Source organism: Pseudomonas sp. MH9.3, from assembly GCF_034354675.1.
Taxonomy (GTDB): Bacteria; Pseudomonadota; Gammaproteobacteria; order Pseudomonadales; family Pseudomonadaceae; genus Aquipseudomonas.
Genome location: NZ_CP133785.1, coordinates 1,130,435 through 1,149,125 on the forward strand (window position 1 = coordinate 1,130,435; position 18,691 = coordinate 1,149,125).

At 64.6% G+C, this 18,691-nt stretch carries 5 protein-coding genes; 4 read left to right on the forward strand and 1 reads right to left on the reverse strand.

The features are described 5' to 3' along the window. Window positions 1–3: 3 nt before the first annotated feature. Window positions 4–14,037: a non-ribosomal peptide synthase/polyketide synthase gene (locus tag RHM60_RS04470; protein ID WP_322213751.1), complete on the reverse strand. Its 14,034-nt coding sequence runs from the start codon at window positions 14,035–14,037 to the stop codon at window positions 4–6. A gap of 209 nt (window positions 14,038–14,246) precedes the next feature. Between RHM60_RS04470 and RHM60_RS04475 the strand changes: the two genes are divergently transcribed. From RHM60_RS04475 to ispH, 4 genes are all read left to right on the forward strand, one after another. After that, window positions 14,247–14,498, forward strand: coding sequence for a type II toxin-antitoxin system HicA family toxin (locus tag RHM60_RS04475; RefSeq protein ID WP_322213752.1), 252 nt, complete (start codon window positions 14,247–14,249; stop codon window positions 14,496–14,498). After that, on the forward strand, window positions 14,495–14,860 hold the full coding sequence (locus tag RHM60_RS04480) for a type II toxin-antitoxin system HicB family antitoxin (protein WP_322213753.1): 366 nt from the start codon (window positions 14,495–14,497) through the stop codon (window positions 14,858–14,860). Before RHM60_RS04475 ends, RHM60_RS04480 begins: the two co-directional genes overlap by 4 nt. Window positions 14,861–15,912: 1,052 nt before the next feature. Further along, window positions 15,913–17,742: a 1-deoxy-D-xylulose-5-phosphate synthase gene (gene dxs, locus RHM60_RS04485; RefSeq protein ID WP_322213755.1), complete on the forward strand. Its 1,830-nt coding sequence runs from the start codon at window positions 15,913–15,915 to the stop codon at window positions 17,740–17,742. Beyond that, complete coding sequence (gene ispH / locus RHM60_RS04490) at window positions 17,739–18,668, forward strand: 4-hydroxy-3-methylbut-2-enyl diphosphate reductase (protein WP_209982424.1); 930 nt, start codon at window positions 17,739–17,741, stop codon at window positions 18,666–18,668. The genes dxs and ispH overlap by 4 nt, the downstream gene beginning before the upstream one ends. The last annotated feature ends 23 nt before the right edge of the window (window positions 18,669–18,691 follow it).

Below are 18,691 nucleotides of genomic sequence, written 5' to 3' on the forward strand. Positions count from 1 at the left end.
GGGTCAAATCGCCTCTAGTTCGCTCAAAAAGTCACGAAGGTCATCAAAATCTTCCACGGTACCGGCGCGCAAGGTGGCGGCGGCCTGCACGTAGGCCTGCAGCGATTCGGTCTGGAACAGCTCCATCAACGGCACCTCCAGGCCCAGTTCGGCCTGGACCCGCGAGGTGATCTGGATCGCCAGCAGGGAATGCCCGCCCACTGCAAAAAAGTTGTCGTTCAGGCCCACCTGCGGCAGGTGCAGAATGTCGGCCCAGATGGCGGCGACCTGCTGTTCCAGTTCGCTGACCGGCGCCACGTAGCACTGCTGCATCTGGCTGGCGTCCGGCACCGGCAGGGCCTTGCGGTCGAGCTTGCCGTTGGGGGTCAGCGGCATCTGCGCCAGAAACACCAGGTGCGCCGGCACCATGTAATCCGGCAGGCGCATCTTCAGGGCGCGGCGCAGGGTGTCGCGCCACTCGGCCTGGTCGGCCACAGCCTCTGCCGCCACCACGTAGGCCACCAGTTGCTTGCCGGTCGGGCCGTCCTGGGCGACCACCACGGTTTCACCGACGTTGTCCTGTTCGCGCAGGCGCGCTTCGATTTCGCCCAGTTCGATACGGAAACCGCGGACTTTCACCTGGTGGTCGACACGACCGAGGTAGTCCACCACGCCATCGGGGCGCCCACGGGTCAGGTCGCCGCTGCGATAGACGCGGCTGCCCGGCGTGCCGAACGGGTCCGGCACAAAGCGTTCGGCGGTGAGTGCCGGACGCTCCAGGTAACCACGGGCAACGCCCTCGCCGCCCAGGTACAACTCACCGGCCACACCGATGGGTTGCAGGTTCAACTGCGCATCCAGCACATAGCCGCTGCGGTTGCCGAGCAAGGTGCCGATGGGGGCGTAGACGGCGCCGCACGGGTCGCCCTGGCGCGCCTTCCACAACAAGGGGGTGACCACGGTTTCGGTGGGGCCATAGCCGTTGAACAGATAGGTGGGCTTGAGCGCGCGCCAGGCCAGGTCATAGCTGGCCTGCGCCACGGCATCACCGCCAAAGCAATAAACCCGCACCGCCGGTGGGTTGCCGTCGCGCTCGGCGTGCTCGGCCAGTTGCTGCAGGTACACCGGCGGGAACACCGCCATGGTCACGTGATGGCGGTGCATTTGCTGGTAGGTGTATTCGGGCAGCCACAGGCTGTCGTCGCGGATCAGCACGCTGGCGCCGTTGATCAGCGGGTGCATCCAACCCTCATGGGAGCCGTCGAAGGCAAACGACATGAAGTGCAGTTCGCAATCGGCCGGGCCGGTTTCGTAGCGCTCGCCAGTGGCGATGATGTGCGCCACCAACGGGCCGTGGGACACCGCGACGCCCTTGGGCATGCCGGTGGAGCCGGAGGTGTAGATCACGTAGGCGAGGTTGTCGCCGTGCAGCGCGACAGCCGGTGGCGTGTCGCTGTAACCGGCCCAGTCCTCGGTGCGGTCGATGGCCAGCGTCGTCAGCCCTTGCGGAATCGGCAGTTGCTGCAACGCGCAGGTATGCGTCAGCAGCAGCTGTGCGCGGCTGTCCTGCAGCATGTACAGCAGACGATCACGCGGGTATTCGATGTCCAGCGGCACATACACGCCGCCGGCCTTCATCACCGCGAGGAACGCCACCATGATCTCGGCGCTGCGCGGCATGGCAATCGCCACCCGCACTTCCGGGCCGACGCCCTGAGCGATCAAGGCATGGGCCAGGCGGTTGGCCTGGCGGTCGAGTTCGCCGTAGGTCAGGGTTTGCGCGTCGAACTTTACCGCCACCGCCTGCGGCGTTTCCCGCGCGCGGTCGGCGAACAGTTCATGCACCAGCCGCTCAGCCGAGAAGCCGGCGTCGGTGCGATTCCATAGCTGAAGAATCTGCTGTTGCTCATCCGCATCCAGCAGGTTGAGCGCACCGATGCTCTGCTGCCGGTCGGCGACCATCGCCCGCAACAGGTTCTGCCAGTGGCCGGCCATGCGCTCGATGGTCGCAGGGGCGAACAGGTCGGTGGCGTAACTCAGGGACGCGCGCAACGTGTGCTGGCTTTCCTCCACGTCCAGCGCCAGATCAAACTGGGCAATGTCGTCGTCCCAGCTCAACACGTCGATATTCAAGTCGTCCAGGCGTTGCAAATGGCTGTCGACGGAGGTCTGGCGATGGTTGAACAACACCTGGAACAGCGGGCTCAGACTCAGGCTGCGCTCGGGCTGCAAGGCCTCCACCAGTTGCTCGAACGGCAGGTCCTGATGAGCCTGGGCCTCCAGCGCGCGCTGACGGGTTTGCTGCAACAGCTGCTCGACGCTCATCTGCCCGTGGATATCGGCCTTGAGTACCTGGGTGTTGACGAAAAAGCCGATCAGCCCTTCGGTTTCCAGGCGATTGCGGTTGGCAATCGGCACGCCGACGCGCACGTATTCCTGGCCGCTGTAGCGGTGCAGCAAAGCCTGATAAGACGCCAGCAGCAACATCGGCAAGGTCACTTCACAGCGTTGGGCCAGGCTGCGTAAATCGGCCAACAGCGGCGCCGGCAACTCGATGCCCAGGCGTGCGCCGCGATGGCTTTGCACGGCCGGGCGCAGGTAGTCGAACGGCAATTCCAGCACCGGTTGCGGGCCGCCCAACTGCTCGCGCCAGTACGCCAATTGACGCGCCTTCTCACCGGCCTGCATCCAGTTGCGTTGCCACACAGCGTAGTCGGCGTACTGGATTGGCAGTGTCGGCAACGCCGGCGTGCGGCCGTGGCTGAACGCGGCGTACATCTGCACCAGTTCCTCGACCATCAATTGCATCGACCAGCCATCAGAGACGATGTGGTGCTGCACCAGCACCAGCACATGCTCGTGGGCCGCCAGACGCAGCAGCCGGACCCGCAGCACGGGCCCGCGCAGCAGATCGAACGGCTGCCCGATGATCTGCGCAACGTCGGCTTTCAAGCGGGCTTCATCGCTGTCGCTCACCTCGACTTCGATCAGCCCCGACTCCTCGATGACCTGCACCGTCGCGCCACCCTCCTGGCGCACGTGCGTGCGCAGGCTTTCATGGCGCGCCAGCAAGGTGTCGACACTGCGTTGCAGCGCGGCCAGGTCCAGCGGGCCGCGCAAACGCAGGGCGCTGGGGATGTGGTACGCGGCGCTTTCGGGGTCCAGTTGCCAGAGGAACCACTGGCGTTCCTGGGCGTAGGACAATGGCAACGGCTGGCTGCGGTCAACCGGAATCAGCGGCGGTGCGACCACCGCCTCCTCGCCCAGTGCCCGCACGAAATCACCCAGCAACGGTTGTTCGAACAGGCGCTTGAGCGGCACTTCCAGCGCCAGCGCCTGGCGCACGCGGGACACCACGCGTGTGGCCAGTAACGAATGCCCGCCCAATTCGAAGAAGTGATCGTCGAGGCCGACCTGCGGCACGCCCAGGACGTCGGCCCAGATCGCCGCAACCTGTTGCTCGCGCGCGCTGACCGGCGGCACATGGCCTTTGCTCGGCAGCGCGGCGTCAACCCTGGGCAATGCCTTGCGATCGAGTTTGCCGTTGGGGGTCAGTGGCAGGCTGTCGAGAAATATCACCTGCGCGGGCACCATGTAGTCCGGCAAATGTTCACGCAGGGCGGCTTTATAGGACGCCTGGGGTTGCGGTTCGGCGGTCACCAGATACGCGATCAGGCGATCATTATCGGCCAGCACCACGGCCTCGCGCACGCCGGAAAGCTCGCGCAGGCAGGCTTCGATTTCGCCCAGCTCGATACGGAACCCGCGCACTTTCACCTGATGGTCGATCCGACCGATATACGCCACCACGCCATCGGCGCGGTAGCGCGCCAGGTCACCGGTGCGGTACAGGCGCTCGCCCGGCGCACCGTAGGGGTTGGGCACAAAACGCTCGGCCGTGAGTGCCGGCCGCGCGTGGTAACCGCGCGCCAGGCCGATGCCGCCGATCAGCAGTTCGCCTGCCGCACCGACCGGGCTTGGCGTCAGCCCGGCGTTGAGGATGAACAGCGTGGTATTGGCCACCGGCCTGCCGACAAAAGGCTGCGCGGTGGTCAGGCGATGGGCCGCCGACCAGATGGTGGTTTCGGTGGGGCCATAGAGGTTCCACACCGGGCCTTGCAGATCGAGCATGCGCTGGGCCAGGTCGGCCGGCAGCGCTTCACCGCCGCACAGGCGCTTGATGCCGCTCAACAATCGGGCGCGCGGGCTTTCCAGCAGCATGCGCCAGCTGGACGGTGTGGCTTGCAGCACGGTGGCGGCCTGATCGCGGGCCAGGTCGATAATCGCTTCAGGGTCGAGCGCCATTTCCTGGCCACTGATCAGCACCGTCGCACCGACCGTCAACGGCACGTACAACTCGAGGGCAAAAATGTCGAACGAGAAGGTGGTCAGCGACAGCATCCGTGCCTCGCGTCCGATCTCCAGGGTAGCGGCCATGCCGCTGGCAAAGCTGCACAGCGCCTGATGCGGCACCATCACGCCCTTGGGCCTGCCGGTGGAACCGGAGGTGTAGATCACGTAGGCCAGGTGCTGTGGCGCCACCTCGACCTGCGGGTTGTGCTCGGCAGTCTCGGCAGCGTCAATCGTCAGCACCTGCACGCCGTCGGGCAGCGGCAGGCGCCCGACCAGCTGCGACTGGGTCAACAGCACCCGGGCACGGCTGTCGTCGAGCATGAACGCCAGGCGATCGGCGGGGAACTGCGGATCCAGCGGCACATAGGCGCCACCGGCCTTGAGGACCGCCAGCAGGCCGACCACCATCGCAAGCGAGCGCTCGACATGCACGGCCACCAGCACGTCAGGGCCCACGCCCGCCGCGATCAGGCGATGGGCCAGGCCGTTGGCGCGGCGATTGAGTGCGCCGTAGCTCAAGGCGTCGCCGTTGAATTGCACGGCGGTCGCCTCCGGCTGCGCCAGCGCGTGCGCCTCGAACAGCTGGTGCACGCAGCGCTCGCGCGGGTAGTCGACCTGCGTGCGGTTCCAGTCTTCGAGCATTTGCCGGCACTGCGGCGCGCTGAGCAGGGTCAGCTCATCCAGGGCCTGCGACGCATCGCGTACCACCGCATGCAGCAGGGTGTGCCAGTGCTCGGCCATGCGCGCCACGGTCGCGGGCAGGAACAGGTCGGTAGCGTAGGTCAGCGAAACCCACAGGCCATCGGCGGACTCTTCGGTTTCCAGGTTGAGGTCAAACTGGGTGGTGTGCGCCGCCCAGTCCACCGGCTGCAGGTCCAGCCCGGCCACTTGCAGCGGGGCCGTGCGCAGGGTGTCCTGATGATTGAACATCACCTGGAACAGCGGGTTATGGCTGAGGCTGCGCGCCGGTTGCAGCGCTTCCACCAACTGCTCGAACGGCAAGTCCTGATGGGCCTGGGCTTGCAGGGCATGCTGCTTGACCTGAGCGAGCAACTGGTCGAAGGGCATCTGCCCGTGCAGGTTGGCCTGGAGCACCTGGGTGTTGACGAAAAAGCCGATCAGGCGCTCGGTTTCCAGGCGATTGCGGTTGGCAATCGGCACCCCGACGCGCACCTCGGACTGCCCGCTGTAGCGATGCAGCAAGGTCTGGAACGACGCCAGCAGCAGCATGAACAGGGTCACGTCCTGGCGCTGGGCGAGTGCCTTGAGTTCGGTCACCAGCGAGGCGTCCAGATGAATCTGCCGCCGCGCACCGCGATGGCTTTGCACCGCCGGGCGCGGGTGGTCCAGCGGCAGTTCCAGCAGCACATGCTCGCTGCCCAGCCTTGCGCGCCAGTAATCGAGCTGGCGTTGCTGCTCGCCGGCGGCCATCCAATCGCGTTGCCACTGCGCATAGTCGGCGTACTGGATTGGCAACGCCGGCAGTGGCGCGTGGCCCTGATACAGCGCCACCAGTTCGTCCACAATCACTTGCATCGACCAGCCGTCGGAGATGATGTGATGCTGGGTGATCACCAGCACCTGGTGCTCAGCGTCGATTTCCAGCAGTTTCACCCGCATCAACGGACCGTTGCGCAGGTCGAAGGGACGCTGGATTTCCTGCGCTACGGCCTGCTCGATGGCCAGGGCGTCGATGGCTTGGCGTTCGATCGGCAGGGCGAGGGACGCGTGAATCATCTGCCAGGTACGCTCGCCCTCCTCCACAAAGGTCGTGCGCAACGGCTCGTGACGTTGAACCAGGCACTGCAGCGCACGCTCGAGGGCCGCCGTATCCAGTTGACCGCGCAGGTGCAGCGCGGTGGGCACATGATAGGCGGCGCTGGTGGGGTCCAGTTGCCAGAGGAACCACTGGCGCTCCTGGGCGAAAGACAGGGCCAGTGGTTGGTCTCGGCCAATGGCCGTCAGCGCCGGCGCCGTATCGGCCTGCAAGCCGGCGCAGGCCAGGGCGAAGGCTTGCAGGGTCGGCTGTTCGAACAGCGCGCGCAGCGGCACTTCCAGCGCGAGTTCATGGCGCACTCGCGAGACCACCTGGGTGGCGAGCAATGAATGGCCGCCGCGCTCGAAAAAGTGGTCATCAAGGCCCACCTGCTCAACCTGCAACACCCTCTGCCAGATCACCGCCAACTGCCGCTGCAGCGGGCTTTGCGGGGCACGGTAAGCCTGTCGCGTCAGGTTCAGGTCCGGTGCCGGCAGTGCGCGGCGATCCAGCTTGCCGTTGATGTTGAGCGGCAAGGCGTCAAGGACCACCCATTGCGCGGGCACCATGTAGTCCGGCAATGACCGGCGCAGGGTCGCCGCCAGCGCCTGGGTGTCCAGGCTGTGGGCATGGGCCGCAACGACGTAGGCCACCAGCTGTGCACCGGTCGCGCCCGGCAGGGCCAGCACGGCCGCCTCACGCACCTGCGGCAAGGCTTGCAGGCCGGCCTCGATTTCGCCCATCTCGATACGGAAACCGCGAATCTTCACTTGGTGGTCGATGCGCCCCACGTATTCCAGCGCACCGGCCTCGGTGTAACGGGCCAGGTCGCCGCTGCGGTAGAGCCGCGCGCCGGGGACGCTGGAAAACGGGTCCGGCAGGAAGCGTTCGGCGGTCAGCGCCGGACGCTCGAAATAGCCCTGGGCCAGGCCGGCGTGGGCACCGATGCACAATTCGCCGACGCCGTCGGTGGCCAGCAGCTCGAAACCGCTGTCGAGCACATACAGCGCACGGCCCGCAATCGCGCGACCAATGGGCACGCCAAACGCGTCGCAGGCATCGGCCAACTGGCAGGCATGCACGCTGGACACCACCGTGGCCTCGGTCGGCCCGTAAGTATTGAGCAAGCGCACCGCGCCCAGCCCGGCCGCATGCCAGGCGCGCACGCCTTCCACGGCCATGGCTTCACCGCCCACGTGCACCTGACGCAGGTTGCCCAGGGAGCGCCGACTCTCAGCGCACTCCCTGGCGAGCAAATACCAGTAGGCGGCCGGCAAGTCAGCCAGGGTCACGCCCTGATCGACGATTTCCCGGGCCAGTTGCCCGGCATCCCACAATTCATCGCCGCGCATGATCAGCGCCGCGCCCGCACACAGCGGCGGGTAGCATTGCTCGACAAAGCCGTCAAAGCTGAACGTGGCAAATTGCAGCACACGGTCTTGTGCGGTCAGTTGGCTGTAGCTGTGGGCGCTGTCGCAGAACTGACCGAGGGCGGCGTGATCGATGGCCACGCCCTTGGGCTGGCCGGTGGAGCCGGAGGTGTAGATCACGTAGGCGAGGTCTGCGACCTGCGCGTGGTTGGGCGGATTGCTTGACGGATAATCGGCCAGTTCTTCACCGCCGGCGCTGAATGCCAGGCGCGTCAGTCCTGGGGGCAGCGGCAACTCGACCAGCAGCCCGGTTTCGCTGAGCAACAGGTCCAGGCGGCTGTCCGCCAGCATGTAGGCCAGACGGTCGGCCGGATAGCTCGGGTCCAGCGGTACATAGGCGGCGCCGCTTTTGAGCACCGCCAGCAGGCTGACAATCAGTTGCGGGCCGCGCCGCGACGCCAATCCCACTCGTTGCCCCGGACCTACGCCCAGCTCCAGCAAGCGGTGCGCCAGGCGGTTGGCCCGCGCATTGAGCGCGGCATAGTCCAGGCGCTCGCTGCCCGCCTGCACCGCCAGGGCGGCCGGCGTCGCCAGGGCCTGGGCGGCGATGCGCTGATGTACCCGCAGAGGGCGCGGGGCTGCATCGGGCTGTTGGCTGAGGGCGAGCACCTCGCGCTGCGCGCTGGCGTCCAGCAGTTGCAGGTTGCCCAGGCAGCTGTCGGCATCCGCCATCATTTGCGCCAGCAGATGCTGCAGGTTGGCGCTCAATCGCGCCACCTGCGCGGCACTGAAGCGCGCGCGGTCATAGCTGAATTCCAGACGCAGGCGCTCGCCCAGTTCGATGCCAAGGGTCAGCGGGTAGCTGGTGCGCTCGTGGTTGTGCAGTGCCCCGAAGGTCAGCCCGGCAGGCGCGCCCTGCTTGAGTGCTTCGGCGACCGGGAAGTTTTCGAACACCAGCAGCGTGTCGAACAGCGCTGCGCCCTGCTGGCCGGCCCAGCCCTGGATGGTGTAGAGCGGCACGTGTTCGTGGTCACGCAGGCTGAGGTTGAGCGCCTGCAACTCGCCCAGCCACGCGCCTGTCGACTGGGCCGGCGAGGCGGCGCTGATGATCGGCAGGGTGTTGATGAACAGGCCCAGTTGCTGCTCGATGCCCGGCAGCGGCGCGGACCGCCCGGCGACCGTGGCGCCAAACACCACGCAGTCCTGGCCGCTGTAGCGTTGCAGCAACAGGCTCCAGGCGCCTTGCAGCACGGTGTTGAGGGTCACTTTGTGCTGGCGCGCGAACGTGCCGAGGGCGGCGCTGAACTCACTGCCAAACGCCACCTGATGCTCGGCCATGCCCACGCCGTCCACCGGCGCACGCAGCGCATCGGCCAGCAGGGTCGGCGCCTGCACGGGGGCCAGGGCGGTTTTCCAGAACGCTTCGCCGGATGCCTGCTGTTGCAGCCAGCCGAGGTAATCGCGGAACTGCCCCACCGGCGCAGGCACCGCTTGGCCCGCGTAATGGGCGATGACTTCGCCGAGCAACTGGGCGTTGCTCCAGCCGTCCATCAGGATGTGGTGACTGGTGAAAACAAGGTGCCAGGCAACCCCGGCGCCGCGCACCAGCAGCAGACGGAACAGCGGCGCGCGGTCGAGCTGGAAGCCCTGCTCGCGCTCGGCATCGGCCAGCGCATCGACGTCGGCGTCTGGGTCTTCAATCACCTGCAATTGCAGGTCGACCTGGCGCTGGATCAGTTGATGGGCGCTGTCCAGGCCCAGCCAGTGGAAGCTGCTGCGCAGGATATCGTGACGGTCCAGCGCGGCCTGCCAGGCACGCCCGAACTTCAGCAGGTCCAGGCCTTCGATATCCAGGCGCAACTGGTTGATGTAGGCCTGCGCCTCGGGTTCGTAGAGGGTGTGGAACAGCATGCCCTGTTGCATCGGCGACAACGGGTACAGGTCGGCGATGGCCGGCCCCGGCACCGGCAGCGCATCCAGCTGCTGCTGGGTGAGGCGCGCCAGCGGGAAGTCCGACGGCGTGACTTGCCCGGCAGGCGTGGCACAGCAATGGGCGATCAGGGCCTTGAGTTCGACGGCGTATTCATCCGCCAGGCGCTGGATGGTTGCGGCGTCGAACATCTCGCGACTGAAGCCCCATTGCAACGCCAGTTCACCGCCGTACACCTGCCCTTCCACCGTCAACCAGTTGGCCAGCGGCGCCTCGGGGTCCTGGGCCAGGCCGCTGCCCTGGGAGGCCGGAACGAACAGCGCCGACTCATCGAACTGGCGATCGAACTGGCCCAGGTAGTTGAAGGTGATGCGCGGCGCGGCCAGATTCGACAAGGCAGTGCCAGCGTCGGGCGTGCCGAGGTAGCGCAACAAGCCGTAGCCGATGCCTTTATCGGGCACGGCGCGCAATTGCTCCTTGACCGCCTTGATCGCACCGGACAACTCACCGCCCGCCTCCAGCCGCAACGGAAACAGGCTGGTGAACCAGCCGACCGTGCGGCTCAGGTCGAGGCTGTCGAACAGGTCTTCGCGGCCATGGCCTTCCAGTTGAATCAACGCCGCCGGTTGCGCGCTCCAGCGGCTGATGACGCGCGCCAGTGCGGTCAGCAACAGGTCGTTGACCTGGGTGCGGTAGGCCGCCGGGGCGTGCTGCAGCAGTTGGCGCGTGTGCTCGGCGTCAAGGCGCACTTCGATCCTGCTGCCCAGACGGTTCTGCAGACCGCCCTCGGGGTGGTCGCAAGGCAGTTCGGTGTCGACGGTTTGCGCCTGCCAGTACGGCAGTTGCCCGTTGAGGGTTTGCGCGTGGTCGTGCAGATGCCGCGCCCAGTGCTGATAAGCGCTGGTCTTCGCCGGCAGCGCGGCATCATGGTAGGCCTGTTGCAGGTCTTCCAGCAGGATGCGCCAGGACACGCCGTCCACCACCAGGTGGTGGATCACCAGCAGCAAACGCTGGGTGCCATCGGCCATGTTCACCAGCGCTGCGCGCAGCAGCGGGCCTTGCGCCAGGTCGAGACTGCGCTGGGCGTCATCGCACAACGCGGCCAGTTCAGCATCGCTGTCGGCACGGGACTGCCACAGCGCCGCTTCGGCCACCGGTGCGGCGTGGCTTTGCGTCCAGCCTTCGGCCTGCGACACAAAGCGCAGGCGCAAGGCGTCGTGATGGTTGATCAACTGCGTCAGCGCGGCTTCAAGGCGAGCAGGCGCGAGGGTTTCGCGCGGGGTCAGCAGCAGGGACTGGTTCCAGTGATGACGCGCCGGGATCGCCTGGGCGAAAAAGTGCTGCTGCACCGGGGTCAGGCGCACCTCGCCTTGCACCGGTTCCTGGTCGATCAGGCTGACCTGCTCGACACTTGCCACCAGCGCCAGGCTGCGCACGTTCTGGTACTGGAACAGGTCGCGCGGACTGAGACGAATCCCCGCCTGACGTGCGCGACTGACGACCTGGATGGAGATGATCGAGTCCCCGCCCAGTTCGAAGAAGTTGTCTTCCAGGCCGACCTGCTCTACACCGAGCACATCGGCCCAGATCGTTGCCAGGGTCTTTTGCAGGGCATTTTCCGCCGGGACAAAGGCTTGCTGCGGCGCGGCGTCCGGCGCAGGCAATGCCTTGCGGTCGAGCTTGCCATTGGCGGTCACCGGCAGTTTGCTCAGGTGCACGAAGTGGGTGGGCACCATGTACTCGGGCAGGCTGCCGAGCAGCCAGGTGTTGAGATCGGTTGGCGCTTCGCCTTCCGGCACCAGCCACGCCACCAGTTGTTTGCCGCCATGCACCAGCACCACGGCTTCACGCACCTGCGGGTGCTGCATGAGGCGGGTTTCGATTTCGCCCAGCTCGATGCGCAGGCCGCGCAGCTTGACCTGATGATCGAGGCGCCCAAGGTAGTCGATCACGCCATCGACACGCTGGCGCACGCGGTCACCGGTGCGGTACAGGCGCTCGCCTGCGGTGAACGGGCTGGGCACGAAACGCTCGGCCGTCAACGCCGGGCGCCGATGGTAGCTGCGCGCCAGGCCGATACCGCCCAGGTACAGCTCACCGGACACGCCGGCAGGCACCGGGTTGAGCTGCGCGTCGAGCACGTAGGTGGCGAGGTTGGCAATCGGACGGCCGATGGGCACGCTGTCGGCGCCCTCGTCGACGCAGGTCCAGTGGGTCACGTCGATGGCGGCTTCGGTGGGTCCGTAAAGGTTGTACAAGGCCGTCGCCGGCAGTCTGGCGAACACCTGCTGCTGCGCATCCAGCGCCAGGGCTTCGCCGCTGCACACGATGCGCTTGAGGCTGGCGCAGGCCTGCACGCCGGGCTCATGGATAAATGCCTGCAGCATCGACGGTACGAAATGCAGGGTGGTAATGGCGTGCCGGCCGATGGTCTCGATCAGCCGCGCCGGCTCGCGGTGTTCGCCGGGGGCGGCGACCACCAGGCGTGCGCCGGTCATCAGCGGCCAGAAGAATTCCCACACCGAGACGTCGAAGCTGAATGGGGTTTTCTGCAGGACTGCGTCACTGGCGTCCAGCCGATAGGCCTGTTGCATCCAGCACAAGCGGTTGACCAGCGCGCGATGGCTGTTGCCGGCGCCCTTGGGCTTGCCGGTGGAACCGGAGGTGTAGATCACGTAGGCGAGGTTCAGCGCATCGACGTCGACCTGGGGCGCGTGCGGACTGAAGGCGTCGAACCCGCTCAGCGCAGGGTCGAGCACCATGACCTGCAGGCCGTCCGTTGGCAGCAACGTGAGCAAGGCGTCCTGAGTGAGCAACAGCGCGACGCCGCTGTCTTCGATCATGTAGGCCAGGCGCTCGCGCGGGTACTCAGGGTCCAGCGGCACGTAGGCGCCACCAGCCTTGAGGATCGCCAGCAGGCCCACCACCATTTCGACGGAGCGCTCGACGCAGATGCCCACCAGCACGTCAGGGCCGACACCGCGCTCGCACAGGGCGTTGGCCAGTTGGTTGGCGCGGGTGTCGAGTTCGCTATAGGTCAAGGTGCTGGCGCCGAACACCAGCGCGGGTGCGTGCGGGGTGCGTTGCACCTGTTCGGCGATCAACCGATGCAGGGCGCGCTCGCCGGGGTAATGTTCGGCGGTCTGGTTCCAGGCCTGCACCAGCAGCGTTTGCTCGCTTTCGTCGAGCATCGGCAATTCGCCGACACGCTGTTCGCCGTCGCTGACCATGGCCTGCAACAGGCTGATCCAGTGCTGCGCCATGCGCTCGATGGTCGGCGCGTCGAACAGGTCGTTGGCGTAGGTCAGCGCGGCATGCAGGGTGCCGGACTTTTCCCAGGTGTCCAGGCTCAGGTCGAACTGGGTGGTGCGGCCCTGCCACTCCACCTCGGACAGCGCGAGACCCGAGGCGGTGCTCACCGAGGCAATATCGGCCACCACCGGCTGGTGGTTGTACATCACCTGGAACAACGGCGTGTGGCTGAGGCTGCGTTCCACCTTGAGCGCTTCTACCAGGCGCTCGAACGGCAGGTCCTGATGCGCCTGGGCGCCGAGCGCATGCTCTTTGATGCCCTGCAGCAGCTCGCCGATGCGCGTCTGCCCGGTCAGCTCGGTGCGCAGCACCTGGGTGTTGACGAAAAAGCCGATCAGCCCTTCGACCTCGCTGCGATTGCGGTTGGCAATCGGCACGCCGATGCGAATATCGCCCTGGCCCGTGTAGCGATGCAGCAGCACATTGAACGCACCGAGCAACAGCATGAACAGGGTTACGTTGTGTGTTTGCGCGCAGCGACGCAGTTGGGCGGCCAGCGCGGGGTCGATCGCGAAGTTATGGCGGGTGCCCCGGTAACTCGGCAGTGCCGGGCGCGGGCGATCGGTGGGCAACTCCAGCACCGGGTGTTCATCGCCCAGGCGCGCCTGCCAGTAATCGAGCTGGCGGGCCTGCTCCCCGGCTTCCAGCCAGCGGCGCTGCCATAGGGCGTAGTCGCTGTACTGGATCGGCAGCGCCGGCAGTTGCGGCGCCTCGTTGCGCTCATGGGCGTCGTAGAAACGGATGAACTCGTCGATCAACACGTTCATCGACCAGCCATCGGACACGATGTGGTGCAAGGTCAACAGCAGGACGTGCTCCCGAGCGTCGAGCTTGAGCAGTTGCACGCGCAGCAGCGGGCCGGTTTCCAGGTTGAATGGCTGCAGCGATTGCGCAGTGGCCGCCGCAGCGACTGCCTGTTCGCGCGCAGCGGCGGGCAGGTTGCTGATATCCGACTGTTCAATAATCAATGATGGCTCGACGGCGACCTGCTGCAGGCGCTCATCGGCCTGACGCTGGAACACCGTGCGCAGGGTTTCGTGGCGCGCGATCAGGCTGGCGAATGCCTGCTCCATCGCGGGCACACTCAGCGCGCCCTTGAGCCGCACCGCACCGGGCAGGTTGTAGGCGCCGCTGGCGGGGTCCAACTGCCAGAGAAACCACATGCGTTGCTGCGCGTAAGACAGCGCCTGGCGGTCCTGCGCCTCCACGCCTGCCGGGATCGGAAACCGGGAAAAATCCACCCCTTCGTTCTGCAACGCCTGCAGGAACAGCTGGCGTTTTTCCAGGGGCAACCCGATAAACCGGCGAGCAAGTTTCAAGGAGTCTTCAGCATTCATTTCAAAGGGTCCGGAGCAATAGGCAGGAAGCACAAAGGCACGTCGTCCCTATAAAACGAACCGCGAAGGGAAAAATTAGCGAGGGGGGAAAGGCGCGAAGCGAGCTGTCACGAGGGGTTACATCAAATCCGGGAACGCACCAGTAACCCGAGCTAGCATTGACGTACATCACTTTTTGCAACTACATTTAGTTACAGGCAAGGATCGCCGTGTCCAAAAATGAAAAGCTTCTGGCCAAACTGCTCAACGAGCACATGGTCTTTACCTGGCCCGAGCTCGTCACGTTATTGCGTCGTCTCGGTTACACACAACTGGAAGGAGCTGGAAGCCGCGTCAAGTTCGACATCGGCGACCCGACGGCAATGATCACCTTGCACAAGCCTCACCCCGGCAACGAACTGAAGCATTACATTCGGCGTCAGATCATCGAACAATTGAAATCAGGAGACCTGATTCAGTGAACAACCAACTGAAACACAAAGGCTACATCGGCTCTATCGAAGCCAGCCTCGAAGACAACTGCCTGTTCGGCAAAGTCCTGTTCATCAAGGCATTGGTGAGCTACGAAGGCAAGACAGTCGCCGAGCTGGACACGGCGTTCCAGGAGGCGGTGGACGATTACCTCGCCACCTGCCAGGCGCTCGGGCAAACACCGGAAAAACCCTGCAAGGGGTCGTTCAATGTGCGGGTCGGGCACGACCTGCACCTGGCGGCTGCGCTTGAGGCCAACCGCAAGAAAGTCACCCTGAACGACCTCACCCGCCAGGCGTTGAATGAGTTTTTACAACATCAAGGTGCCGGTACCTGCACAGTGACCAGTTGACTCCATCGGTGCTGTTGGGTAACTCCATCCCTGTGGCGAGCAGGCTTGTCCTGCGTTGGGCTGCGCAGCAGCCCCAAAACCAGACGCTGAGCCGTATCAGGTACACCGCGTTTTACTTGATTGGGGGCGCTTCGCACCCCAACGCGGGGCAAGCCCGCTCGCCACAATAAGCCCACACATTTTCCTTAACTGAACGGCATTAGGGCTTGCCCCAATGCCGTTCAGTTAAGCGCCGCTCCCCTGTGGGAGCGGCGGTGCGACTTGCCCGCGAAAGCGGTGGGTCTTCAACATCAATGTTTGCTGGGCCGACGCCATCGGGAGCAAGCCCCCTCCCACATTTTGTACAGCGTTCGGCAGACCATTTCGGTCGGCTCTCAGGCCGCCGCGCTCTTGATCTTGATCTTAGGCGCCCCGTCAAACACGCTGGCCGAACGCAGGTTTGGTTAGCCGCGCTGGGCCAAGGATGGCCCATCGCGGCGGCCCACGCTCCAAAGCCTGCATGAGGGCACACCGAGCCTGGGCGAGGTGCCGAGTGTTGGGGCAAGAGCGTTTTGCTTACTTTTGCGCTTTTCAAAAGTGAGCCGCCGTAAGGGCGGAACCCTAAGTCGTCGTTACCGCAGAAACGGATAGATACACCGAAAAATCGTCTTCGCGAGCAAGTCGAATCGTCGCTTGGGGGCTGCTGCGCAGCCCAACGCGGGGCAAGCCCTAATGCCAGTCAGTTAAGCACAGATTCCCTGTGGCGAGCAGGCTTGTCCTGCGTTGGGCTGCGCAGCAGCCCCAAAACCAGACGCTGAGCCGTATCAGGTACACCGCGTTTTGCTTGATTGGGGGCGCTTCGCACCCCAACGCGGGGCAAGCCCGCTCGCCACAACAAGCTAGCCTTCGCGCGTATACAACCCATTGATCGCCTTGTGAATAACGTCAATTCGAAATCAAACTAAGGCCAACCCTTGTTTTCTGCCCTTGATTCACTAAGTTTACATTTCGTTTCCTCAATCCCATTTGGTCCGCAGTACCGTCCGATGGCATAGACACTTCGGAGTCATGCTATGAACCAACGCCTCGGCACTGTCGACAACCCTGCTGATCTGCGTGCCTTGCCCACGCAAGCGCTGGCCTCGTTCGCTGATGAACTGCGCAATTTCATCCTCAACAGCGTCAGCGCCACTGGCGGGCATCTGTCTGCGAACCTGGGCACTGTGGAACTGACCATCGCCCTGCATTACGTCTTCGATACCCCCGACGACCGGATTATCTGGGACGTGGGACACCAGGCGTATGCCCATAAAATCCTGACCGAGCGCCGTGCGCAGATGGGCACCATTCGCCAGTTTGGCGGGATTTCAGGCTTCCCCCGACGCAGTGAATCCCCTTACGACTGTTTTGGCACCGCCCACTCCAGCACCTCGATCTCGGCCGCGCTGGGCATGGCCATTGCCTCCCGCCATCACGCGCGCAAGAGGCATTGCGTCGCGGTGATCGGTGACGGCGCATTGAGTGGTGGCATGGCCTTTGAAGCCATGAACAACGCGGGGTTGTATCGGGACCTTCCCCTGCTGGTAATCCTGAACGACAACGCGCTGTCCATCTCGCCGTCGGTAGGCATGCTGCGCGAGCACTTGGACGCGTTGGCCGCCAGGCGCAGTGACGGCCCTTCGGCAAACCTGTTCGAGGCCATGGGTTTCACCTACACAGGCCCCATCGACGGGCATGACCTCGGGCAATTGCTCGACGTGCTCTACACCTTGAAAGACCGTCGCGGGCCCCAATTGCTGCATATTGTTACCGAAAAAGGCCACGGCTACCCGCCCGCCGCGGCCGACCCGGTGCTCTATCACGGGCCGGGGAAATTTGACCCCATCGTCGGTATTCGCTCGGCGGCCCCTGCTGCACCTACGTATACGCAGGTGTTCGGTCAATGGCTGGCTGATGAAGCCGAGCGCGACCCACGAGTGGTCGTGATTACCCCCGCCATGCGTGAAGGATCGGGCCTGGTGGAATTTGAGCGTCGATTTGCCGATCGCTACTTCGACGTCGGTATTGCCGAGCAGCATGCGCTGACGTTTGCCGCAGCCTTGGCAGCCGAGGGCATGAAACCGGTGGTGGCCATCTATTCGACGTTCTTGCAGCGCGGCTACGATCAACTGATCCATGACATCGCCCTGCAGCAGTTGCCGGTGGTACTGGCCATCGACCGCGCCGGGATCGTCGGCGCCGATGGCGCAACCCATACGGGCGCATTCGATATTGCCTGCCTGCGCTGCATTCCCAACCTCATCTTGATGGCCCCCGCAGACGAAGACGAATGTCGACAGATGCTGCACACCGCACTGCAACAATCCGGACCCTGCGCGGTGCGTTACCCACGAGGGTCAGCAAACGCATCCAAACCGTGCTGCGAACCGAGGGAACTGCCGATTGGCAAAGGTGAGATTCGTCGCACCAGCACCCAGGCCCACGGGCAGCGCATCGCCGTCCTGGCATTTGGCTCAATGACGCAAAGGGCGCTGGAAGCGGCAACACTGGTCGATGTCACAGTGGCCAATATGCGGTTCATAAAACCGCTGGACGCCGAGCTGATCCTGTCGCTCACGCAGGCACATGACGCACTGGTGACCGTTGAAGAGGGCTGCATCATGGGCGGTGCCGGATCAGCCTGCCTGGAGTATCTGGCCGGCCTGAAACAACGCCCGCCGCTGCTGCAACTGGGCTTGCCCGACCATTTCATCGAACATGGAACACCTGACGAGCTATTAAGCCACTACAGCCTGGACGCAATCGGCATCGCCCGTTCAATACAGCAATTCGCCCGTGAGCAGCAGTTGGGTTCCCTGGCGCCCGACGCTATGTCGGCCTGCCAGGCGAGTGCACGAACATGAACATTTTCCTGGCTCAGCCACGGGGTTTCTGCGCCGGTGTGATACGCGCCATCGACACGGTCGAGCAGGCCCTGGAGCAACATGGCACCCCTGTCTACGTACGGCATGAAATAGTGCACAACCGCCATGTTGTTCGGACATTGCAGGATCACGGCGCCATTTTTGTCGAAGAGCTTGACCAGGTGCCGAGTGGTGCCGTGACCATTTTCAGTGCACACGGTGTGACGCGCGCTGTGGAGCAGGAGGCGTCGCAGCGCCATCTTCATGTGCTGGATGCCACCTGTCCGCTGGTGACCAAGGTGCACAACCATGGCCGCCAGTACGCCTCCATGGGTTATCGGCTGATTCTGATCGGCGAACCCGGACATCCTGAGGTCATCGGCATACTGGGCCAGATAGACGCCTCGATCACCCTGATCCAGACGGTCGATCAGGTCAACGCACTGGGATTTTCTCCCCGTACACCGCTCGCTTATCTCACCCAGACCACCTTGAGCGTCGACGACACCCGCAGGGTGGTCGACGCCCTGAAACGGCGCTACCCCGACATCGTGGGGCCGTCCAGCCGCGATATTTGCTATGCCGTGCAAAATCGCCAGCGAGCCGTACGCGAACTCTGCACACAAGTGGATGTGTTACTGATCGTCGGCAATGCCAACAGCGCCAACGCGATGACGTTGTGCACGTTGGCCAATGACAGCGGCACGCCCAGCTATCTGGTGGCCGACGGCAGCGAAGTGGACCCACGCTGGTTTACACCGCAGATGAGCGTTGGCATCAGTGCAGGCGCTTCAACCCCCGAGGCCTCGGTGCAGGATGTGATTGCAGCCCTGGCACGCATTGAACCGTTGCACATACACACCTTGCCCGGTCGCGAGGAGCACGCTCAGTTTCAACTGCCTCACGGGTTGATCGCCCGACAATAACCGTCACGCTATAACGCAGGAGC

Excerpts from the sequence above, each read along its gene's own strand:
- dxs (WP_322213755.1), top strand. The coding sequence starts at position 15,913 with ATGAACCAACGCCTCGGCACTGTCGACAACCCTGCTGATCTGCGTGCC.
- RHM60_RS04470 (WP_322213751.1), bottom strand. The coding sequence starts at position 14,037 with ATGAATGCTGAAGACTCCTTGAAACTTGCTCGCCGGTTTATCGGGTTG.
- ispH (WP_209982424.1), top strand. The coding sequence starts at position 17,739 with ATGAACATTTTCCTGGCTCAGCCACGGGGTTTCTGCGCCGGTGTGATA.